Annotated in this window: 15 protein-coding genes; 10 read left to right on the forward strand and 5 right to left on the reverse strand. The window is 57.7% G+C overall.

Going from position 1 to position 17,739, the window contains the following annotated elements:
- Nucleotides 1–6 precede the first annotated feature (6 nt).
- From ACXAE6_RS12165 to ACXAE6_RS12175, 3 genes are all read left to right on the forward strand, one after another.
- Nucleotides 7–1,404, forward strand: a complete 1,398-nt coding sequence (locus ACXAE6_RS12165; RefSeq protein ID WP_475148248.1) for a dihydrolipoyl dehydrogenase family protein — start codon at nt 7–9, stop codon at nt 1,402–1,404.
- A 169-nt stretch (nt 1,405–1,573) separates the two neighbouring features.
- Nucleotides 1,574–2,281 (forward strand): AzlC family ABC transporter permease, encoded by a 708-nt coding sequence (locus ACXAE6_RS12170; protein WP_475148251.1) that lies wholly within the window; start codon nt 1,574–1,576, stop codon nt 2,279–2,281.
- A complete protein-coding gene (locus ACXAE6_RS12175; RefSeq protein WP_475148256.1) occupies nt 2,278–2,598 on the forward strand; it encodes an AzlD family protein in 321 nt (106 codons plus the stop codon). Before ACXAE6_RS12170 ends, ACXAE6_RS12175 begins: the two co-directional genes overlap by 4 nt.
- 6 nt (nt 2,599–2,604) lie before the next feature.
- Here the strand turns inward: ACXAE6_RS12175 and ACXAE6_RS12180 are convergent, their stop codons facing one another.
- Nucleotides 2,605–3,021 carry a MarR family winged helix-turn-helix transcriptional regulator gene (locus ACXAE6_RS12180; RefSeq protein WP_475148260.1) on the reverse strand — a complete coding sequence of 139 codons (417 nt, stop codon included), beginning with the start codon at nt 3,019–3,021 and terminating at the stop codon, nt 2,605–2,607.
- An 86-nt stretch (nt 3,022–3,107) separates the two neighbouring features.
- Here ACXAE6_RS12180 and ACXAE6_RS12185 point away from each other — a divergent pair, with 86 nt between their 5' ends.
- Entirely contained in the window at nt 3,108–3,488 is a 381-nt protein-coding gene (locus ACXAE6_RS12185) for a VOC family protein (protein WP_475148263.1), read from the forward strand.
- Here ACXAE6_RS12185 and ACXAE6_RS12190 read toward each other — a convergent pair.
- The 4 genes from ACXAE6_RS12190 to gatC all read right to left on the reverse strand — a co-directional run bounded on the left by ACXAE6_RS12190 (nt 3,485) and on the right by gatC (nt 8,980).
- Complete coding sequence (locus ACXAE6_RS12190; RefSeq protein WP_475148266.1) at nt 3,485–5,488, reverse strand: methyl-accepting chemotaxis protein; 2,004 nt, start codon at nt 5,486–5,488, stop codon at nt 3,485–3,487. The genes ACXAE6_RS12185 and ACXAE6_RS12190 overlap by 4 nt on opposite strands.
- A gap of 189 nt (nt 5,489–5,677) precedes the next feature.
- The gene (gatB, locus tag ACXAE6_RS12195) at nt 5,678–7,111 is read right to left on the reverse strand and encodes an Asp-tRNA(Asn)/Glu-tRNA(Gln) amidotransferase subunit GatB (RefSeq protein WP_475148270.1); all 1,434 of its coding nucleotides are present in this window, start codon (nt 7,109–7,111) and stop codon (nt 5,678–5,680) included.
- Between the two features lie 125 nt (nt 7,112–7,236).
- The gene (gene gatA / locus ACXAE6_RS12200; RefSeq protein ID WP_475148273.1) at nt 7,237–8,679 is read right to left on the reverse strand and encodes an Asp-tRNA(Asn)/Glu-tRNA(Gln) amidotransferase subunit GatA; all 1,443 of its coding nucleotides are present in this window, start codon (nt 8,677–8,679) and stop codon (nt 7,237–7,239) included.
- Nucleotides 8,680–8,692: 13 nt separating this feature from the next.
- Nucleotides 8,693–8,980, reverse strand: a complete 288-nt coding sequence (gene gatC, locus ACXAE6_RS12205) for an Asp-tRNA(Asn)/Glu-tRNA(Gln) amidotransferase subunit GatC (protein WP_475148276.1) — start codon at nt 8,978–8,980, stop codon at nt 8,693–8,695.
- A 254-nt stretch (nt 8,981–9,234) separates the two neighbouring features.
- Here gatC and ACXAE6_RS12210 point away from each other — a divergent pair, with 254 nt between their 5' ends.
- The 6 genes from ACXAE6_RS12210 to ACXAE6_RS12235 are packed head-to-tail and all read left to right on the forward strand — an operon-like array spanning nt 9,235 to nt 17,730.
- Nucleotides 9,235–10,269 carry a rod shape-determining protein gene (locus tag ACXAE6_RS12210; protein ID WP_108165728.1) on the forward strand — a complete coding sequence of 345 codons (1,035 nt, stop codon included), beginning with the start codon at nt 9,235–9,237 and terminating at the stop codon, nt 10,267–10,269.
- 19 nt (nt 10,270–10,288) lie between these two features.
- On the forward strand, nt 10,289–11,125 hold the full coding sequence (mreC, locus tag ACXAE6_RS12215; RefSeq protein ID WP_475151744.1) for a rod shape-determining protein MreC: 837 nt from the start codon (nt 10,289–10,291) through the stop codon (nt 11,123–11,125).
- Nucleotides 11,122–11,616, forward strand: a complete 495-nt coding sequence (gene mreD / locus ACXAE6_RS12220; protein WP_392802680.1) for a rod shape-determining protein MreD — start codon at nt 11,122–11,124, stop codon at nt 11,614–11,616. Before mreC ends, mreD begins: the two co-directional genes overlap by 4 nt.
- 26 nt (nt 11,617–11,642) lie before the next feature.
- Nucleotides 11,643–12,245, forward strand: coding sequence for a Maf family protein (locus ACXAE6_RS12225; RefSeq protein WP_475148281.1), 603 nt, complete (start codon nt 11,643–11,645; stop codon nt 12,243–12,245).
- Nucleotides 12,246–12,297: 52 nt separating this feature from the next.
- A complete protein-coding gene (gene rng, locus ACXAE6_RS12230) occupies nt 12,298–13,758 on the forward strand; it encodes a ribonuclease G (RefSeq protein WP_475148286.1) in 1,461 nt (486 codons plus the stop codon).
- Between the two features lie 33 nt (nt 13,759–13,791).
- A complete protein-coding gene (locus tag ACXAE6_RS12235; RefSeq protein WP_475148290.1) occupies nt 13,792–17,730 on the forward strand; it encodes a YhdP family phospholipid transporter in 3,939 nt (1,312 codons plus the stop codon).
- The last annotated feature ends 9 nt before the right edge of the window (nt 17,731–17,739 follow it).

Raw genomic sequence — 17,739 nt, forward strand, 5'->3', positions numbered from 1 at the left:
TTGGCTATGAAAGCTTACGATTTGATTGTTATCGGCACCGGCGCGGCCGGCCTGACCGCCGCCTTTACCGCCCTCGGTTTTGGCAAGCGCGTGCTGGTGGTGGAAAAAGATCGCCCCGGCGGCGAGTGCACCTGGTCCGGTTGTGTGCCCTCCAAAGCGCTGATCAATCAGGCCAAGGCGATTCATACCGCGAGGCAATTTGTCGAAGTGCCTATCGATGGCGCGGCGATCCTGGAAAAGGTACGTGGTGTTTCCGAGCGGGTTTATCTGGATGAAACACCCGAGGTATTGGAACAAGCCGGCGCCGATTATCTGAATGGCACGGCGCGGTTTATCGATGCCCATCATATTGATGTGGATGGTCAGCGTATCTCCGGTCGCAAGTTTATTCTGGCGACCGGCAGCCGACCCATGGTGCCGCCGATTGAAGGTCTCGACAGTATCGATTACCTGACCAACGAAAGCGTCTTCCAGCAACAGGAGTTGCCCCAGTCGCTGCTGGTGCTCGGCGGTGGTGTGATCAGCATGGAGCTGGCACAGGCGATGAATCGTCTGGGTGTGGCGGTGACCATTGTCGAGATGGCGCCGGAAGTGCTTCCGCGCGAAGAACCGGAATTTGCTGCAGCCTTGCGTGAGCGTCTGCAAAGTGAAGGCATACGTTTTGAAGTCGGCACCAAGGCCGTGGAAGTGAAACGCTCGGATGCCGGCACCACTCTGGTTGCCGAACGCGACGGCGAAACTCTGGAACTGTCGGCGCAGCGTTTGCTGGTTGCCTTGGGCCGCAAAGCCAATGTTGACAACCTCGGTTTGGAAAACGCCGGAGTCAAAGTTGATCGCGGTCTGATATTGAACAAGCAACTGCGCACCACGGCGAAAAATATCTACGCCTGTGGTGATGTGGCCGGGCCTTACCTGCTCAGCCATATGGCCAACTATCAGGGCAAGATTGCCGCCATGAACGCCATTTTACCGCTGCGTCGTTCGGTCAATTATGACCACATCAGTTGGGCGATTTTCACCGATCCGGAATTTGCCCGCGCCGGTTTAACCGAAGCCGAAGCGCGCGAGCAATATGGCGACAGCATCCGCGTTTATCATTACGACATGGCCGAAAAACTCGACCGTGCCAAGACCAAAGCGGGCGATGGTGGTCGCATCAAGTTGATCACCAGCTCGCGTGGCAAAGTCTTGGGTGCTCACATTCTGGCTGAACGCGCTGGCGAGTTGATCGCCGAAGTGCAGGTGCTGAAAACGCTGGGGCTGAACTTCGCCAAGCTGCAAGCAGTGATTCATCCGTACCCGACCTACGCCGACAGTCTTCGGCAGATGTCGCAACAGGTGTTGCTGGATAACATTTTTCAACATCCAGTGGTGCGGTTTGCCCGTAAGTTAGTCGGTAAGTAGCAATCAGGCGGTGCGCCGCCTTTCCCCAAGCCCGCGTTTTTCCCCTTTGTCGCGGGCTTCTTTTTTCCTTTTTTAGCCAATCCCCTTGGCGGTCCTTGGTTTCCCGTCCTTGGTTTCCTCTGGCGGCTCTGGTTAAATCCCTGCCTTCGTTGTAGCGCTGGAGCCGATCATGACCACCCTTGTCACCCCTGAATTAACACTGAGAGGCACCTGGGTCGGTTTCTGGCGGTTGTTGCCGCTGTCTTTGTTTGTCGTTGCTTTCGGTCTGGCCTTTGGTCTGGCGGCGGTACAAACCGGCTTGTCGCCGAGTGAGACGGTGCTGATGAGCATGACCGTCTTTGCGGGTACTGCTCAGTTTGCGGCTTTGGATTTGTGGGAAGGGCAGGTGCCGGTATTCACGCTGCTGGTGACCACCTTCGCGATCAACGCCCGTCATCTGCTGATGGGTGCCAGTCTCTACCCCTGGTTGCGCAAGCTGCCGGTCGGCAAACGCTACGCCTCCATTCTGGTGCTCTCGGATGCCAACTGGGCGATGACGCTGAACGAATTTCAGGCCGGTCACAGCCGTAACCTGGGTTTGCTGCTCGGCGGCGGTATCGCACTCTGGTGTACCTGGATGACGGGTACCTTGTTAGGCATGGCCGGTGGCAGCGCCATCGCCCAGCCGGAGGTTTTCGGTCTGGATATGGTGATGGGCTGCTTTATGTTGTCGATGGCACTCGGCGGCCGCAAAAATGCCCGCATGATCACCGCCTGGCTGGTCGGTGGTGGTGCTTCTCTGGCGGCCTATTTGTGGTTGCCCGCCAATACCCATGTGGTGGTCGGAGCGCTGACTGGCGGTCTGGTTGGGGTGTTTTGGCTGGAGGAAAAACGATGATCGGTATCGACGCTTATGGCGGTTATGGTGGGCTGATACTGATTGGCCTGATGGCGCTGGTTACCTTGGTGGCCCGCTTCGGTGGTGTCTGGGTCATGTCCTTTATTCCCATCAACCGCCGCGTTGAAAGCTTTATTAACGCCATGTCCGGCTCGGTGCTGATCGCCATTTTGGTGCCGGTTGCGGTGGAAGGCGATCTGGCGGCGCGCCTGGCGCTGTTGGCAACGGCAGCGGTGATGCTGGCGACCCGGCGCACCATCTTGGCTATTGCCGCTGGCATTATTACTGCCGCCGGTTGGCGCTTTCTGATCGGTTAATCCGTGTCAACGCAAATTGCCTTCGCACTGGCGCAACGCCTGCGCCAGCTGAGTCTTTTCGGCCTCATTAAGACCACTCAACATCTTACCTTCTATGTTATTCACCCGATCGTGCGCCTGATGCAGCAGCGTGCGGCCGCTGTCGGTCAGCTGTGTCTGGATGATGCGGCCGTGATCCGGGTGCGGCTGGCGCGCAATCCAGCCCTGGCGTTCCAGGGTTTTAATCAGTTGGATCATGCTTTGCGGCGTCATAAAGCAGGCGCGCGCCAGTTCTGCGTTGGATAACTGATCCGACTGCGACAGGGCACTCAACGTTGAATACTGCGACGTGGACAGGTTCAGCGGGCGCAATTCGTCGTCCATATTGCGCCGGATGGCCTGTTGCACACCCTTGATCAGATAGGCAATTCGGTTGTCGGCCACGGCCATTTCCTGTGTCTATTGATTAATATAAGGAAGCTGATATTGTATCAGCTTCCTTATATTGTCATAAGTCGGAGGACAGAACAATGACAGCCAGTAGCGATGCCAAAGTCTTAGGCCCCGGTTTTATTTCTTTGCAGGTTAATGATCTCGACGCCGCCACGACGTTTTACACCGAGCAACTGGGGCTGGTGCCCAGCAATGACGGGCCACCTCATGCGGTGGTGTTCCAAGAAGGCGCCATCCCCTTTGCACTGCGCACCGCAGCGGTGGATCTCAGTGACAGCAAGCATCTGGGCTGGGGTCTGGCGCTTTGGTTGGAGTGCAACCAGGTCGACAGCCTGCATCAGCGGCTGGAGCAATATGGCGTTGAGATTCTGCAGTCGCCGTTTGACGGGCCTTTCGGGCGTACCTTCAGCATTCTTGATCCGTTCGGTTATCAACTGACGCTGTACGGTACCAATTAATTGAGTCGGAACTGGCCGATCAACTGACGCTGATCTCCCGCCAGGCGGGTGAGTTTTTCGCTGTTATTGGCGGCTTCGCCGGCGGTCTTGGCCAGATCGTCTGCCATGTCGGAAATGTGCACCACGTTTTGAGTGACTTCGCGGGCCACGGCGCTTTGTTCTTCTGACGCGGTGGCGATCGATTGGCTCATATCATTGATGTCGGCGAGCCGCTGCACCATGGCCGACAGCGATTCGCCGGTGCGCCGCGATTGTTCGGCTGAATCGCGCGATAGCTCGCGGTTACTGGACATAATTTGCACGGCATTTTGGGCGCGTTGACGCAGCCGATCGATCATCTCGCGGATGTCGCCGGCCGATTGCTCGGAACGGTTGGCCAGGCTGCGCACTTCTTCGGCAACGACGGCAAATCCGCGACCCTGTTCGCCAGCGCGGGCGGCTTCGATGGCGGCATTCAGCGCCAACAGATTGGTCTGTTCGGCGATTTCCTGAATCACATCGAGCACCGATTCAATTTGCTGGCTTTCCTCGCTGAGGCTGTTGACCACGGCTTCGGCTTCCTGCTGAGCGCGATCCAGATCCTGACTGTAACGGATGTTGGTTTCCATGCTCGCCATGCTGTCTTCGGCCGCCTGGGTCACCTGTTCCACTTCGCTGCGGGTACGCTCGGCATTGCTGGCGACTTCACTGACGGCGGCTTCCATTTCGGTGATGGCGGTAGCCACGGAGCCGGTTTGTAACTGCTGGCGTTCGACGCTCTGGCGGGTTTGGTCACTGGTGCCAGAGGTGGCGGTAGCCAATGAGGAGATGGTGTCCGATGAACTGCGGATTTCGCGAATCAATTCGCTCAGGCGATCGGCCAAGGCATTGACGCCGGCGCCGATGCGGCCGATTTCGTCGTTCGGCAGTCGCGCCACTCGGTTGGTCAGATCGCCTTCGGACAGACGCTCCAGTGTTTGCAGCGTGCGTTTTAACGGCGCGCGCATGGAGCGCACCACCGATGCACCCACGGCGATCGATAAACCGACGGCAATGAATAGCATCAGCAAGGTCAGTTTCTGGGCGTTGCTGGCGGTGCGTTCGGCGTCATGACGCGCTTGTTGAGTCAGTTCGCGAATACCGCCGATGATGCCATCCAGGGTGCCCAGACTGGTGGTCATATTGGCGTCCATGTCCTGAATCAGGCTGTTGCCCTGGCTGGAGAAACGCACAAAGTGTTTGTGGCTCTGGAACAGACCACCATGACCCTCGGTGGCGCCATGCAGGACTTCAATATAGGGCGCGATCACTTCGGCGTAAGCGGCGTTATCGTCCTGCAGCGAAGCCAGTTTGGCATCCAGTTGCTGCAGGATGATATCCAGTTCGGCTTCGGTGCTGTTGATGCGATCAACCCGCGAAATGGCCAGTGATTGCTGCAGCAGAGACTGCGCCGATTCCGCCTGCTGCATGATGGTTTGCAGATCCCATTGCAGCCCGGATTGACCCAGGGCTTCGGCCTGGCTCGATAACGAACCCAGATCGCCGCTGAAAAAGGCCCAGTCGTTATTGAATAGCTGGGCCTCGATCAGGGCGTCTTCGCGCGCTTTAATGAGGTTGTTTTGCAGGTCGAGGTGACGCTCGGCCTGGGTGAACAGAATGTGCGCCAGGCTTGCTTGTTCAGCCAGTTGTTGCTGCAACGACGGGTAGCGTTCGAGACGTTGATTCAACTCACTGGCCAGATTTTGATAGCGATCGTGAATGTCCAGATATTGTTGTTCCAGCCGCTCACGTTGCTCGGCTTCATCGCTGTTGGCGTGAGCTGTGACCGCACGGTTGGCTTCCTGCAGCAAGCTGCGCAGACGATTGGTATCGTCCAGCAAACCACCCAGATGAGTGGAGGCCAGTTCCATATGTTCCGAGAGTTTGGTTTCGACGCGGATGGAGTACAGGGTGATGGCGGAGAAGATCAACAGCAGGGCGGCGAACCCTGCTACAACGCGGGAAATCAGGGACAGTTTCATGTTGGGCTACATCGGCGATACAGCAAGGATCGGACTTTGAAGGCTAAGGGAAGGCGCTGGGTCTGTCTATAGGGGGCGGGAGACGCTTAAAACGGGAGACGCTTGACGGGAGACGGAAGACGCAAAAGCAAGGGGAGACGCTAAACGCCTAACCGGCGTTTCCCGTCTCCCGTTTAGCGTCCAGCGTGTTTATCCCGCCAGCTTATCTTTCAACAACTGATTAACCTGACCCGGGTTGGCCTGGCCTTTGGACGCCTTCATCACCTGGCCGACAAAGAAGCCGAACACCTTATCTTTGCCAGAGCGGTATTGTTCAACCTGTTCAGGGTTGGCGGCGATGACTTCGTCAATCATGGCTTCGATGGCACCGCTGTCGGTGACCTGTTTCAGGCCGCGTTTTTCGATGACCTCATCGGCGCTGCCTTCACCGGCGGCGATGCCTTCAAACACCTGCTTGGCCAGCTTGTTGGACACGGTGTTGTCCTGGATGCGCTGAATCAGCTGACCCAGATGCCCGGCGCTGACCGGGCTGTCGGCAACATCGATTTCATCGCGATTGAGCAGCGCGGCCAGTTCGCCCTGACACCAGTTGGCGGCCAGTTTGGCATCGCCACAGATTTTCACCACCGCCTCAAAGTAGTCGGCCATGGCGCGACTGGCCGCCAGTACCGTGGCGTCGTAGTCGGACAGGCCGTAGTCGTTTTGGAAGCGCTCGATCTTGGCGTCCGGCAGTTCCGGTAATTGATCGGCGACTGCCTGAACGTAGGCATCGTCGATTTCCACCGGCAGCAGATCCGGTTCGGGGAAATAGCGGTAGTCGTTGGCGAACTCTTTGGAGCGCATCGACCGGGTTTCATTTTTGTCCGCGTCGTACAGGCGTGTTTCCTGAACGATTTCACCGCCGTCTTCGAGTACATCGATATGCCGCTGCACTTCGACGTTGATGGCTTTTTCCACAAAGCGGAAGGAGTTGACGTTTTTGATCTCGGTGCGCGTGCCCAGCTCGGTAGTGCCTTTGGGGCGCACTGACACGTTGGCGTCGCAGCGCATCGAGCCTTCGGCCATATTGCCGTCGCTGATGCCGATGTAGGTCACGATGGAGTGAATCTTGCGCAGGTAGGCCACGGCTTCTTTGGCGTTGCGCATATCCGGCTCGGAGACGATCTCCAGCAGCGGCGTGCCGGCGCGGTTCAGGTCGATGCCGGACATGCCTTCGAAATCTTCGTGCAGCGATTTACCGGCATCTTCTTCCAGATGGGCGCGGGTCACACCGATGGTGCGGTGGCTGCCGTCGTCGAGCACAATGTCGACGTCACCCTTACCGACGATGGGATGATCCATCTGGGTGATTTGATAGCCTTTGGGCGAATCGGGGTAGAAATAGTTTTTGCGATCAAAGACTGAGCGCTTGCCGATTTCGGCATCAATGGCCAGACCAAAAGCCACTGCTTTACGCAGCGCGCCTTCGTTGAACACCGGCAAAGCGCCGGGCATGGCTAAATCGACCAGGCTGGCCTGGCTGTTGGGCTCGGCACCGAAACGGGTGGACGAGCCGGAAAAGATCTTGGACTGGGTGGAGAGCTGTACGTGGATCTCCAGTCCGATGACGATTTCCCATTCCATTCGAGGTTCCTCTGAATGTGTCTTGTTGAGCGCCTGGGGCGATGCATCGCTTTGTTTGGGCAACCCGGTCATCCCGGAATGCACCTAGCGTATATCCGGGATAACGGCGTTAGTTATGAGCCAGTTCAAGCCGGTGTTTTGGTATGCCAGTCGGTGGCTTGCTGGAAACGGTGACCGATGTTCAACAGCCGGCTTTCATCAAAGTAGTTGCCAATTAGCTGCAGTCCGACCGGCAGGCCGTCGACCTGACCACAGGGCACCGCCAAACCCGGCAAACCGGCGAGGTTGACCGAGAGGGTGTAGATATCCTCCAGGTACATCGACACCGGGTCGCCGGATTTTTCACCCAGCTTCCAGGCAGGCGAGGGCGTGGTCGGGCCGAGGATGACATCGACTTCCTCTAAGGCGCGCTGGTAGTCGTCCTTGATCAGGCGACGCAGCTGCTGAGCCTTGCGGTAATAGGCATCGTAATAACCCGCTGACAGCGCATAGGTACCGACCAGAATGCGGCGCTGTACTTCATCGCCGAAGCCTTCGCTGCGAGTGCGCTTGTACATATCTTCCAGATCGACCGGAGTGTCGCAGCGGTGACCGTAGCGAACGCCGTCGTAACGCGACAGGTTGGTCGAGGCTTCGGCCGGCGCAATGATGTAATAAGCCGGAATCGACAGTTCGGTGCGCGGCAGAGAAATTTCCTTAACCACAGCGCCCTGGCTTTCCAATTCTTTGACCGCAGCCATGACCGCCGCGCGAATGCCGTCGTTGAGGCCGTCCCCAAAATATTCTTTAGGCAGACCGATGCGCAGACCGTCGAGCGGTTTGTCCAGATTGGCGCAGTAATCATCCACTGCGACATCCATGCTGGTGGTGTCTTTGGTGTCGAAGCCGGCCATGACATTGAGCATCATGGCGGCGTCTTCGGCGGTGCGGGTCAGCGGGCCGCCGCAATCGAGCGAGGAACCGAAGGCGATCATGCCCCAGCGCGACACCCGGCCGTAAGTCGGCTTCAAACCCGTCAGGTTGCAGAAGGCGGCCGGCTGGCGAATGGAGCCGCCGGTATCGGTGCCGGTGGCCGCCGCCGCTAAACCGGCAGCAACGGCCGCGGCCGAGCCGCCGGAGGAACCACCAGGCACAGTGTCGCGATTCCAGGGGTTGCGCGTCGGACCATAGAAGGAGCTTTCGGTGGATGAACCCATAGCGAATTCATCCATATTGGTCTTGCCCAGAGAGACAGTACCGGCTGCTTTAAAACGCTCTGTCACGGTGGACTCGTAAGGCGCGATAAAATTATCGAGCATTTTCGAACCGCAGGAGGTGCGTACGCCCTGAGTACAAAAGATGTCTTTGTGGGCAATCGGTACACCGGTCAGCGTGCCAGCATTACCTTTGGCGCGCGCCTCGTCGGCGGCAGCGGCGCTGGCCAAAGCGGCCTCTTCGGTAACGGTAATATAGGCATTGATATCGCTGTCGGCGGCGATTCGATCCAGATAATGGCGCGTCAATTCGACGCTGCTGAATTCACCGGCGGCCAGGCCGTCCGACAGCTGTTTCAGAGTTTTTTGTTCCATGGTCAATTGGGGCTCACTCTATGACTTTCGGGACCAGATAGAGGCCGTCGGTGGTGCTCGGCGCTACGCTTTGATAAGCCTCGCGCTGATTGCTTTCGGTAACTTCGTCTGCACGCAACCGGGCGGTGGCGTCCAGCGGATTGGCGAGTGGTTCAATGCCGGAAGTGTCGACTTCCTGCATGCGATCCACCAGCGTCAGAATGCTGTTCAGGCTGGCCAGAGTGGCTGGCATTTGATCGTCGCTGACGTTCAGGCGGGCCAGGTGGGCCACGATTTCAACCTCGTTACGATCAAGGCTCATGGGTGTCTCCTTAGGATGACATCGGCTGGCTGGGTTGGAGTGTCGTCGAAGTGACGTCGCGCACACTTAAGGCACGCTAAATATTTGAAAGCGCGTAAGTTATCATATTTACAGCTTGCCCAACATCCCCGCCATTGATACATTGCGAGGCTGTTTAGTGGGGTTGATAGTGCTTTGAAAGGGCGCTGATTCGGGGCGCCCGAATTGGTCATTTTGACCCCCACCGCAGCCATCGGAACTGGAATTGTCAAATCATGTTTAAGAAGATTCGGGGAATGTTCTCCAGCGATCTGTCGATCGACCTGGGAACTGCCAACACCCTCATCTATGTACGCGATCGCGATATTGTCCTTAATGAACCCTCTGTTGTAGCCGTGCGCATGACCGGCAACCAGAAAACGGTTGCCGCTGTCGGTGAAGAAGCCAAGCGCATGCTGGGCCGTACACCGGGTAGCATCCAGGCGATTCGTCCTTTGAAAGACGGCGTTATTGCCGACTTCCATGTCACCGAAAAAATGTTGCAGCACTTTATTTCCAAAGTGCACGAGAATTCCTGGTTTGCACCCAGCCCGCGTGTGCTGATTTGTGTACCGTGCAAATCCACTCAGGTGGAACGCAAGGCGATTCGTGAATCGGCCTACGGCGCTGGTGCTCGTGAAGTCTTCCTGATTGAAGAGCCGATGGCGGCTGCCATAGGTGCGGGCCTGCCGGTTGAAGAAGCGCGCGGTTCTATGGTCGTGGACATCGGCGGTGGTACTACCGAGATCGCGGTTATTTCCCTGAACGGTGTGGTCTATGCCGAATCCGTTCGCGTCGGTGGTGACCGTTTCGACGAAGCCATTATCGCTTACATTCGTCGCAACTATGGCTCGCTGATTGGTGATTCCACCGCTGAGCGCATCAAGATCGAAATCGGTTGCGCCTACCCGGGTACTGAAATCCGCGAAATCGATGTACGCGGTCGTAACCTGGCTGAAGGTATTCCACGCAGCTTCACCCTCAATTCCAATGAGGTGCTCGAAGCGCTGCAGGAAAGTCTCTCTGCTATTGTTTCTGCGGTTAAAGGTGCGCTGGAGCAAACCCCGCCGGAACTGGCGTCGGATATCGCCGAACGCGGTCTGGTACTGACCGGCGGTGGTGCCATGCTGCGCGATCTGGATAAATTGCTCAGCGAAGAAACGGGCCTGCCGGTGTTGATTTCCGACGACCCGCTGACCTGTGTCGCCCGTGGCGGTGGCCGGGCACTGGAGCTAATGGATGAGCGCATCTTCGATTTCACCTCTGACTGATCGTTTTTAGGAGGCTGTCATCAGCGCGCTCTTCACTGCCGGCCCCCAGCATGGTTATCGCCTGCTGGTGGCCGTTGTTTTTGCCATCACCTTGATGACGCTCGACGCTCGTTTTACCCAGCTCGATTACGTCCGCCAAGGTCTTTCCTATCTGGTTTCTCCCGTTCAGCAACTGATTCGTTTGCCGACCGATATGGTGCGCTGGTCGAGTCAGACCTTTGCTGAGCGCGATGAGTTGCTCGACGATAACCAGTCGCTGCGCAGCCAGGTGCTGATTCTGCAACAAAAGGTGCAACAACTGGCCGTGTTGCAGGCGGAAAATCAGCGATTGCGTTCGCTGTTGGGCGCCACCGAACGGTTCGAAGCGTCCTACCTGACCGCTGAAATGATCAGCATCGACCCCGACCCCTTTACTCACCAGGTGATCATCAACCGGGGTGCCCAGGATGGCGTCTATATCGGCCAGGCGGTACTCGATGCGACCGGTCTTTTTGGTCAGGTGATTCAGGTTGATTCACTGTCATCACGAGTCTTGCTGGTAGCCGACGCCAACCATGCGGTACCCGTGCAGGTAAACCGCAATGGTATGCGTTCCATTTTGGTAGGTACCGGCGATCTAACAAGTCTGGAATTGGAATTCGTCCCGGAAACAGCGGATATCCAGGTGGGTGATCTGTTGATGACCTCTGGTCTGGCGAGTCGCTTCCCGGAAGGTTATCCGGTCGCTGAAGTGCAGGCGGTGGAGCACAATCCCGGCGAAGCCTTTGCCCAGATTCGGGCGCGTCCGCTGGCGGCGTTGGCGCGCAGTCGTAACCTCTTGCTGGTGTTTAAAGATGGCGAGGAGATCAACCGATGAGGCAACGTGCTAATCCACCTCAGTCGCTGTGGGTCATCGCTGTTTCTTTTTTTATCGCCTACTTGCTGGCCGCCGTCCCCTTGCCGCATGTGATTGCGCTGGGTCGTCCGGACTGGGTAGGGCTGTTTCTGATTTTCTGGGTGCTGGCCGTGCCGGAACGTGTCGGCGTTTTTATCGGTTTTTGCGTAGGCCTGTTGCAGGATGTGGTGATGGGAACCTATCTGGGAACCTTCGCTCTGGCCTATTCGGCACTGGCTTATGTGGTGCTGGTGTTGCACTTGCGTTTGCGCATGTATCCGCTGCTGCAGCAGGCGGTGGTCGTCTTTATGATCATCGCGCTCAGTCAAATTCTGGTGCAATGGTGCAAGAGTTTCTTTAACTCTGGATTTGATGCCAGCATGCATTTATTGCCGGCGGTGATCAGCGCCATTTTCTGGCCCTGGATTTATATTCTGTTGCGCTCGGTGCAGGTGCAATTCCGCGTGCAATAGCAGTCACGCTCTGGCGGGAATCCTGTATGAAACTTTATTTGGCGTCGCAGTCACCAAGACGCAAACAATTACTGACCGATCTGGGTGTTGAGTTTGAAGTGTTGCCCATAGCGGTCGATGAAACGACCACGGCACTGGAAAGCGCCGAAGAATACGTCGCGCGTCTGGGTGAAGCCAAGGCGCGAGCCGGTCTGGAAATATTGGCTGGCAAAGGTGAGTCGCAGGTATTGACGCTCGGCTCAGATACCACCGTCGTCGCCGACCAGGATATTCTCGGCAAGCCGCGCGATTACGATGACTTTGCCGACATGATGGAGCGTTTGTCGGGCCGCTCGCACCGGGTGTTTACCTCGGTGGCTGTGGCTTCACACGATTCGGTCGATCTGAAAGTGGTGGAGTCGCGTGTGGTCTTTGCTGAGTTGCAACCCCAGGCAATTCGTGCCTATTGGGACAGCGGTGAACCTCAGGACAAGGCCGGGGGTTATTCGGTGCAAGGGCTGGGCGCGGTCTTTATCAAACGTATTGAAGGCAGTTATTCTGCCATTGTCGGTCTGCCGCTGCGCGAGACGGCCCAATTGTTGACCAGCCGCGGTATCAGGGTTTGGTCCGGAGCGCTGGAACGGGTCTGAGCGCGGTTGTGACGGTCACGGCTCGATGCCGACGCAACCAAAGGACACAAGCATGAATTCGGAAGTTCTGGTCAATGTGACACCCATGGAAACCCGGGTTGCCGTGGTCGAAAATGGCGCCGTTCAGGAAGTGATGATTGAACGCGAACAGACCCGGGGCATAGTCGGTAATATCTATCGCGGCAAGGTGGTGCGTGTGCTGCCAGGCATGCAGGCTGCCTTTGTCGATATCAATCTGGAACGGGCGGCTTTTATTCATGCCTCCGATATCGATGCCACTCGCGGCGATGGCGACGGCCAGAAATCCATTCAGTCTTTGGTGCGTGAAGGTGAGTCCATCACCGTTCAGGTGATCAAAGATCCCATCGGCACCAAGGGTGCCCGTCTGACCACTCAATTATCGGTACCGTCGCGTTATCTGGTTTATATGCCGGACAGTCATCATATCGGCGTGTCACAACGCATCGAAGGCGAAGACGAACGCGAGCGCTTGCGGGCTGCCGTTGCCAAAGCCAAAGCAGCCGAAGAAATCGAGCAGGGCGGTTATATTTTACGCACCGCAGCGGAAGGCATTGGTGAGGCGGAAATTCAATCCGACCTGAATTATCTCAAGCGGGTTTTCCGCGTCTTGAACGAACGCATTGCCACCACACCCGGTCCGGCGATTATCTACGAAGATTTACCTTTGTATTTAAAAGTCGCACGCGATCTGGTGCGCGCCGATGTGGAAAAAATCCGCATCGATTCGCGCGAAACCTTCACCAAGGTGATCGACTTTGTGCGTAAATACACGCCCGAAGTGGAGCCGGTGTTTGAGTACTATCCAGGTGAACGGCCGATCTTCGAAATGTTTTCGGTCGAAGACGAAATTGCCCGGGCGCTGGGTCGTAAGGTGGAGCTGAAATCCGGTGGTTATCTGATCATCGATCAGACCGAAGCCATGACCACAGTGGATGTTAATACCGGCGCCTTTGTCGGTCATCGCAACCTCGAAGAAACCATTTTTAAAACCAACCTCGAAGCGGTCACGGCCATCGTGCGGCAACTGCGGCTGCGCAATCTGGGCGGCATAATCATCATCGATTTTATCGATATGGAAGACACCGAACATCAGCGTCAGGTGTTGCGCATGCTGGAGAAAAACCTGGAGCGCGATCACGCTAAGAGCAAGGTCACTGGCGTATCCGAACTGGGTCTGGTCGAGATGACCCGCAAGCGTACCCGCGAAAGCCTCGAGCATATGCTGACCGAGACCTGCAAGGTATGCGCCGGTCGCGGTCGCCAGAAAACTGCTCAGACAGTGTGCTACGAAGTGTTTCGGGAAATTCTGCGCGAAGAACGCGCCTATAATAATGATCAGTATCTGGTGTTGGCATCGCAGGATGTGGTTGATCGTTTGTTGGATGAAGAGTCGTCCAACGTCGCCGATCTGGAAGAATTTATCGGCAAGCCGATTCGTTTCCAGGTGGAGCCCATGTACACCCAGGAACAGTTTGATGTCATCTTGCAGTAAGGCGCCAAACCCGACCCTACTGAAGCACGTCCGATGATCCCGATCCGAATTGGCCAGGCACTGCTTTCTGCTTTGCTCAAGGTGTTTGCCTTTTGGGTGTTGCTGGTCGCTGCCTATCTGGCGCTGGGGCGGCAGTTTTTCCCGGAAATCGAGCATTACGATGCACAGCTGTCGGCCATGCTGTCGCAGAAGCTGGGCGTTGATGTTCGCATCGGCCGGCTGGAAGGACGCTGGCAGCGTTTTAATCCGGTGCTGATTGCTGAAGAGGTAGTGATCGGCGGGCAGATTGAGGTCGATCGTCTGCTGCTGGAGCCGGCCATCGTGCAATCGCTGGTCACTCTGTCTCCGGTCTTTGGTCGCTTTGAATTATCCGGTTTTAGCGCTCATCTGGAGCAGGGCGCTAATGGCTGGCGCATGCTGGGGCTGGGTAACGGCGGTACCGAGAGCACCGCAACCGGTAGCAGCGAGCCGAGCCGATTGTCGGTTGAACGGCTCGCCAGTCTGGTGCGGCAGCAGCGCCAGGTCAGTTTCAACGACCTGACGCTGACCATCCAACCCCAGGATTTACCGCTCACCACCCTGGTTCTCAGTGAAGGCCGTCTGACCGGCGCTGGCGAGAGCAACTGGCTGCGCGCCGATGCGCATCTGGTGCGCGACACCCTGGATGTGCCGCTGGAGCTGCAGGCAGAAAGCCTGCGCAACGATGGCGACTACGAGGTCGACCTCTATGCCCGCCACGGCGCTTTCGATTTCGCACCCTGGTTGCAAAGCCGGTTGCCCTGGCTGGCGGAACTGGATGTGGCTGGCGAGTACTGGCTGAGTTTGCGTGAGGATCGCTGGCAGGATCTGACCATGCGGCTGCACACTAACCGCATGCAGTTGCAAGGCAGCCAGGCCAGCCTGAGCCTGGATGATGCGCAAACCGAGCTGTATATGAGCCGGGCCGAGAACGGGTTTGATCTGTGGCTTAACCAGTTGGAGCAACAATGGACCTTGGCTGGGCAATCGCTCAGTCGCGCCAACGTGCCCGTCCAGGCGCGTCTGCAACAGCGCCAAGGTCAATGGCAGGCACAGTGGGATCGCCTGCCAATACAGCCACTCGCTGCCTGGATGGGCATTCACAATGGCGGCGGTTTCTGGCGTCAGGCGTTACCCTATGGAGAGTTGCGTGACGGCTGGCTAACGATCGATGGTGCGGACCCGAGCTCGATGCGGTTGGCCGCTGATGTTGCCGATGCGGGCATGCAGCCGGCTTCTGGTGCGCCAGGTTTAAGCGGCCTTGATGGCCGTTTGCGCGTTGCCAACCGGGGTGCTCAATTGAGTTACGATGACCGCCAGATCGATTTCAATCTGCCCAATATCTACGACCAACCCTTCGTTTTTTCGCGTCTCGCCGGAACCCTGGATGTCAGTTGGTGGCCGGGTCTGGGCGTGCAATTGGCGTCGCGTCATCAAGCCTGGCTGGCGGCGGATAGCGACCAGCAGCAGAACGGTTTGTCGGATTTGCCCATGGCTGCGCGCTGGAAATTGAACATTCCGCTGGGCAATGCCGAGCGCGAACTGGGTTATCAACTGGCCTTGGAAGTGCCCGAGGCGCCCTTGGGCTGGGTAAAGCGGTTGCGTCCAGACCGTCAGATACCCGCCACTGCCCGCGACTGGATTGCCGATCAGATCCTGGCCGGCGATTTCACTGATTTGACCTTTGCTCTGACCACCTCGAATCGACAGGGGCAGCTGGTGCAAACCGGCCTGAGCCTGGATGCCGACTTCAGCGGCGCTCAGGTGCGAATTGATCCCAACTGGCCGCTGCTGAGCGGCGGTGAAGGCCGTTTGACGGTGGGGCTGGATCGACTCGATGTGCAGGCGCGGTCGGCGCACCTGGCTGGTTTGACGCTCAACGATGGCCAGCTCGGTTTTCCCTACGCTGACCAGCATCTGGACCTGGATCTGGATGTGGCCGGCCCTGCCGCCGCTGCCCTGGAGCTGTTTCAGAAAGGACCCTTGTCCGATCTGGCCGGCGATAACCTGGCCGGCTGGCACGCCAGCGGTGACAGTCAGGCCCAGGTGAAACTGGCCATAGCCTTGGATGGTGCGCCGCTGCAGGGCAATGTTCAGGGCCGCTTGAGCAACGCTCAACTGACCTTGCCGGAGCAGCGACTGGACATCAAACAGCTTAATGGCGAACTGAACTACAACAGCGAGCAGGGGCTCTATTCCAATCGGCTCAACGGCATGCTGTTTGGTACGCCTTACCGCGCCAGCCTGCGCACTGTTGAGCAAGCTCAGGACAACGCCATCGAATTGAACGTCGCCGGTAACGCTCCGCTGGCCGATTGGGGACGCTGGCTGAACGACCCCTGGCTGTCCGCGCGCAGCGAACGCACCGCCGCGCGTGCCCGGTTGCGTTTTGGCCGGAACATCGACATCGATATCAACTCCGATCTGATCGGCGTACCGCTGGCGCTACCCGAGCCGCTCGGCAAGACCGCCTCCAGCGCAGCGCCACTGGCGGTTCAGCTGCATTATGGTGACACCCATTCAGGCTGGCAGGTGCGGCTGGATTACAACGAAGTATTGAGCGCCCAGTTTGAATTGGCTGCCGATAACGCCTTTGAAGGTGGCACCATCGCCATAAATCAACCATTACGGTTGCGTCCGGGTGAGCGTGGTTTGTTCATTGATGCGCGTTTGGATGAGGCTGATCCAACCCTATGGCAGCAGGCCTTGCAGGCTCAGGCTGAGAGTTTTGCGATGCCCACTGACTCCAATGGCAGCGGCTCCAGCACCACGGACACCACGGGTGCAAGCTGGGAGTGGCTGCGTGAATTGAACTTAAGCGGTCGTCGCTGGAGCTATCTGGGGCAGCAGTGGACTGACCCGGATATTCAGATACAGCGTGGCGAGGAAGCCTGGTTGATAACGGTGGCTGCTGCTGAAGTTGCCGGTCGAATTTCACAGCCTTTTAACCCCGAGAATCCGGCATTTATAGACCTGGATTTCCTCGCCTTGCCAGCGCGTGACGACGAGGTGGATCCGGCTGTTGATGCAAACGATGCCCCGCAACAACCGGAAATACCGATCGATCCAATGCAGGCAGCGCGCCCGGAAGACATTCCGCTGATGAACCTGCAGGTGGCTCAGCTGTCGGTCGGCGAGCGCGATTTAGGCAGCTGGCGTGTGGAAGTGGTGCCCGGCGACGATGAACTTCAGGTGCAAAATATTCGCGCGCAGATACCGGGGGCGGAATTGAATGGCGCCCTGGTCTGGCGTTATCTGGATAATCGTCACCACACCGAACTGAGCGGTCAGGTCGCCATCGATAATATCCAGACGCTGCTCGACAGTTGGGGTTACGCTCCTGTGCTCGCCAGCAGTGGCGGCAGCTTTGATATTGATCTGGGCTGGCAGGGCTCGCCGGCGTTCTTTGATTACAGCCGTCTGGAAGGGCGTGTGGGCCTGGAGTTGACTGACGGTGCCATCCTCGAGCTGGATGAATATGAAGGCGTCAAGCTGGTTGGCCTGCTGAATTTCACCCGCGTATTGCGGCGCCTGGCGTTGGATTTTTCCGATCTGATCAACGACGGCATCACCTACGATGTGATTCGCGGCGAGCTGTTGTTTGATCGCGGCTTTGCGCGGGTCGGCGAACAGTTGATCATCGACGGCCCGGCCACCAAGTTCAGCTTCACCGGCGATGCCGACCTGGTGCGTGATCAGATTGATGTCGATATGGTGATGACCGTACCCTTGTCGAGCACCTTCCCGCTGGTGGCCTTGCTGGCCGGGGTGACGCCTCAGGCTGCGGCCGCTATTTATGTGACCGAGCGGGTGTTCAACAATGAACTGGAGCGACTCAGTTCAGCGCGGGTGCACGTGACCGGTTCGCTGGATGAGCCAGAGCTGCGTTTTTATCGCGTCTCTGATGGCAGTCAGGTGCCGGCCGGTGCGCAGACACCGTCGGATGAACCCTAGATCGCAGCA

The sequence above is a fragment of the Saccharospirillum sp. ABV4_185 genome (genome assembly GCF_056159245.1).

Excerpts from the sequence above, each read along its gene's own strand:
- ACXAE6_RS12175 (WP_475148256.1), top strand. The coding sequence starts at position 2,278 with ATGATCGGTATCGACGCTTATGGCGGTTATGGTGGGCTGATACTGATT.
- rng (WP_475148286.1), top strand. The coding sequence starts at position 12,298 with ATGAATTCGGAAGTTCTGGTCAATGTGACACCCATGGAAACCCGGGTT.
- mreD (WP_392802680.1), top strand. The coding sequence starts at position 11,122 with ATGAGGCAACGTGCTAATCCACCTCAGTCGCTGTGGGTCATCGCTGTT.
- gatA (WP_475148273.1), bottom strand. The coding sequence starts at position 8,679 with ATGGAACAAAAAACTCTGAAACAGCTGTCGGACGGCCTGGCCGCCGGT.
- ACXAE6_RS12210 (WP_108165728.1), top strand. The coding sequence starts at position 9,235 with ATGTTTAAGAAGATTCGGGGAATGTTCTCCAGCGATCTGTCGATCGAC.
- ACXAE6_RS12185 (WP_475148263.1), top strand. The coding sequence starts at position 3,108 with ATGACAGCCAGTAGCGATGCCAAAGTCTTAGGCCCCGGTTTTATTTCT.
- gatC (WP_475148276.1), bottom strand. The coding sequence starts at position 8,980 with ATGAGCCTTGATCGTAACGAGGTTGAAATCGTGGCCCACCTGGCCCGC.
- ACXAE6_RS12235 (WP_475148290.1), top strand. The coding sequence starts at position 13,792 with ATGATCCCGATCCGAATTGGCCAGGCACTGCTTTCTGCTTTGCTCAAG.
- gatB (WP_475148270.1), bottom strand. The coding sequence starts at position 7,111 with ATGGAATGGGAAATCGTCATCGGACTGGAGATCCACGTACAGCTCTCC.
- ACXAE6_RS12190 (WP_475148266.1), bottom strand. The coding sequence starts at position 5,488 with ATGAAACTGTCCCTGATTTCCCGCGTTGTAGCAGGGTTCGCCGCCCTG.
- ACXAE6_RS12170 (WP_475148251.1), top strand. The coding sequence starts at position 1,574 with ATGACCACCCTTGTCACCCCTGAATTAACACTGAGAGGCACCTGGGTC.
- ACXAE6_RS12225 (WP_475148281.1), top strand. The coding sequence starts at position 11,643 with ATGAAACTTTATTTGGCGTCGCAGTCACCAAGACGCAAACAATTACTG.
- ACXAE6_RS12165 (WP_475148248.1), top strand. The coding sequence starts at position 7 with ATGAAAGCTTACGATTTGATTGTTATCGGCACCGGCGCGGCCGGCCTG.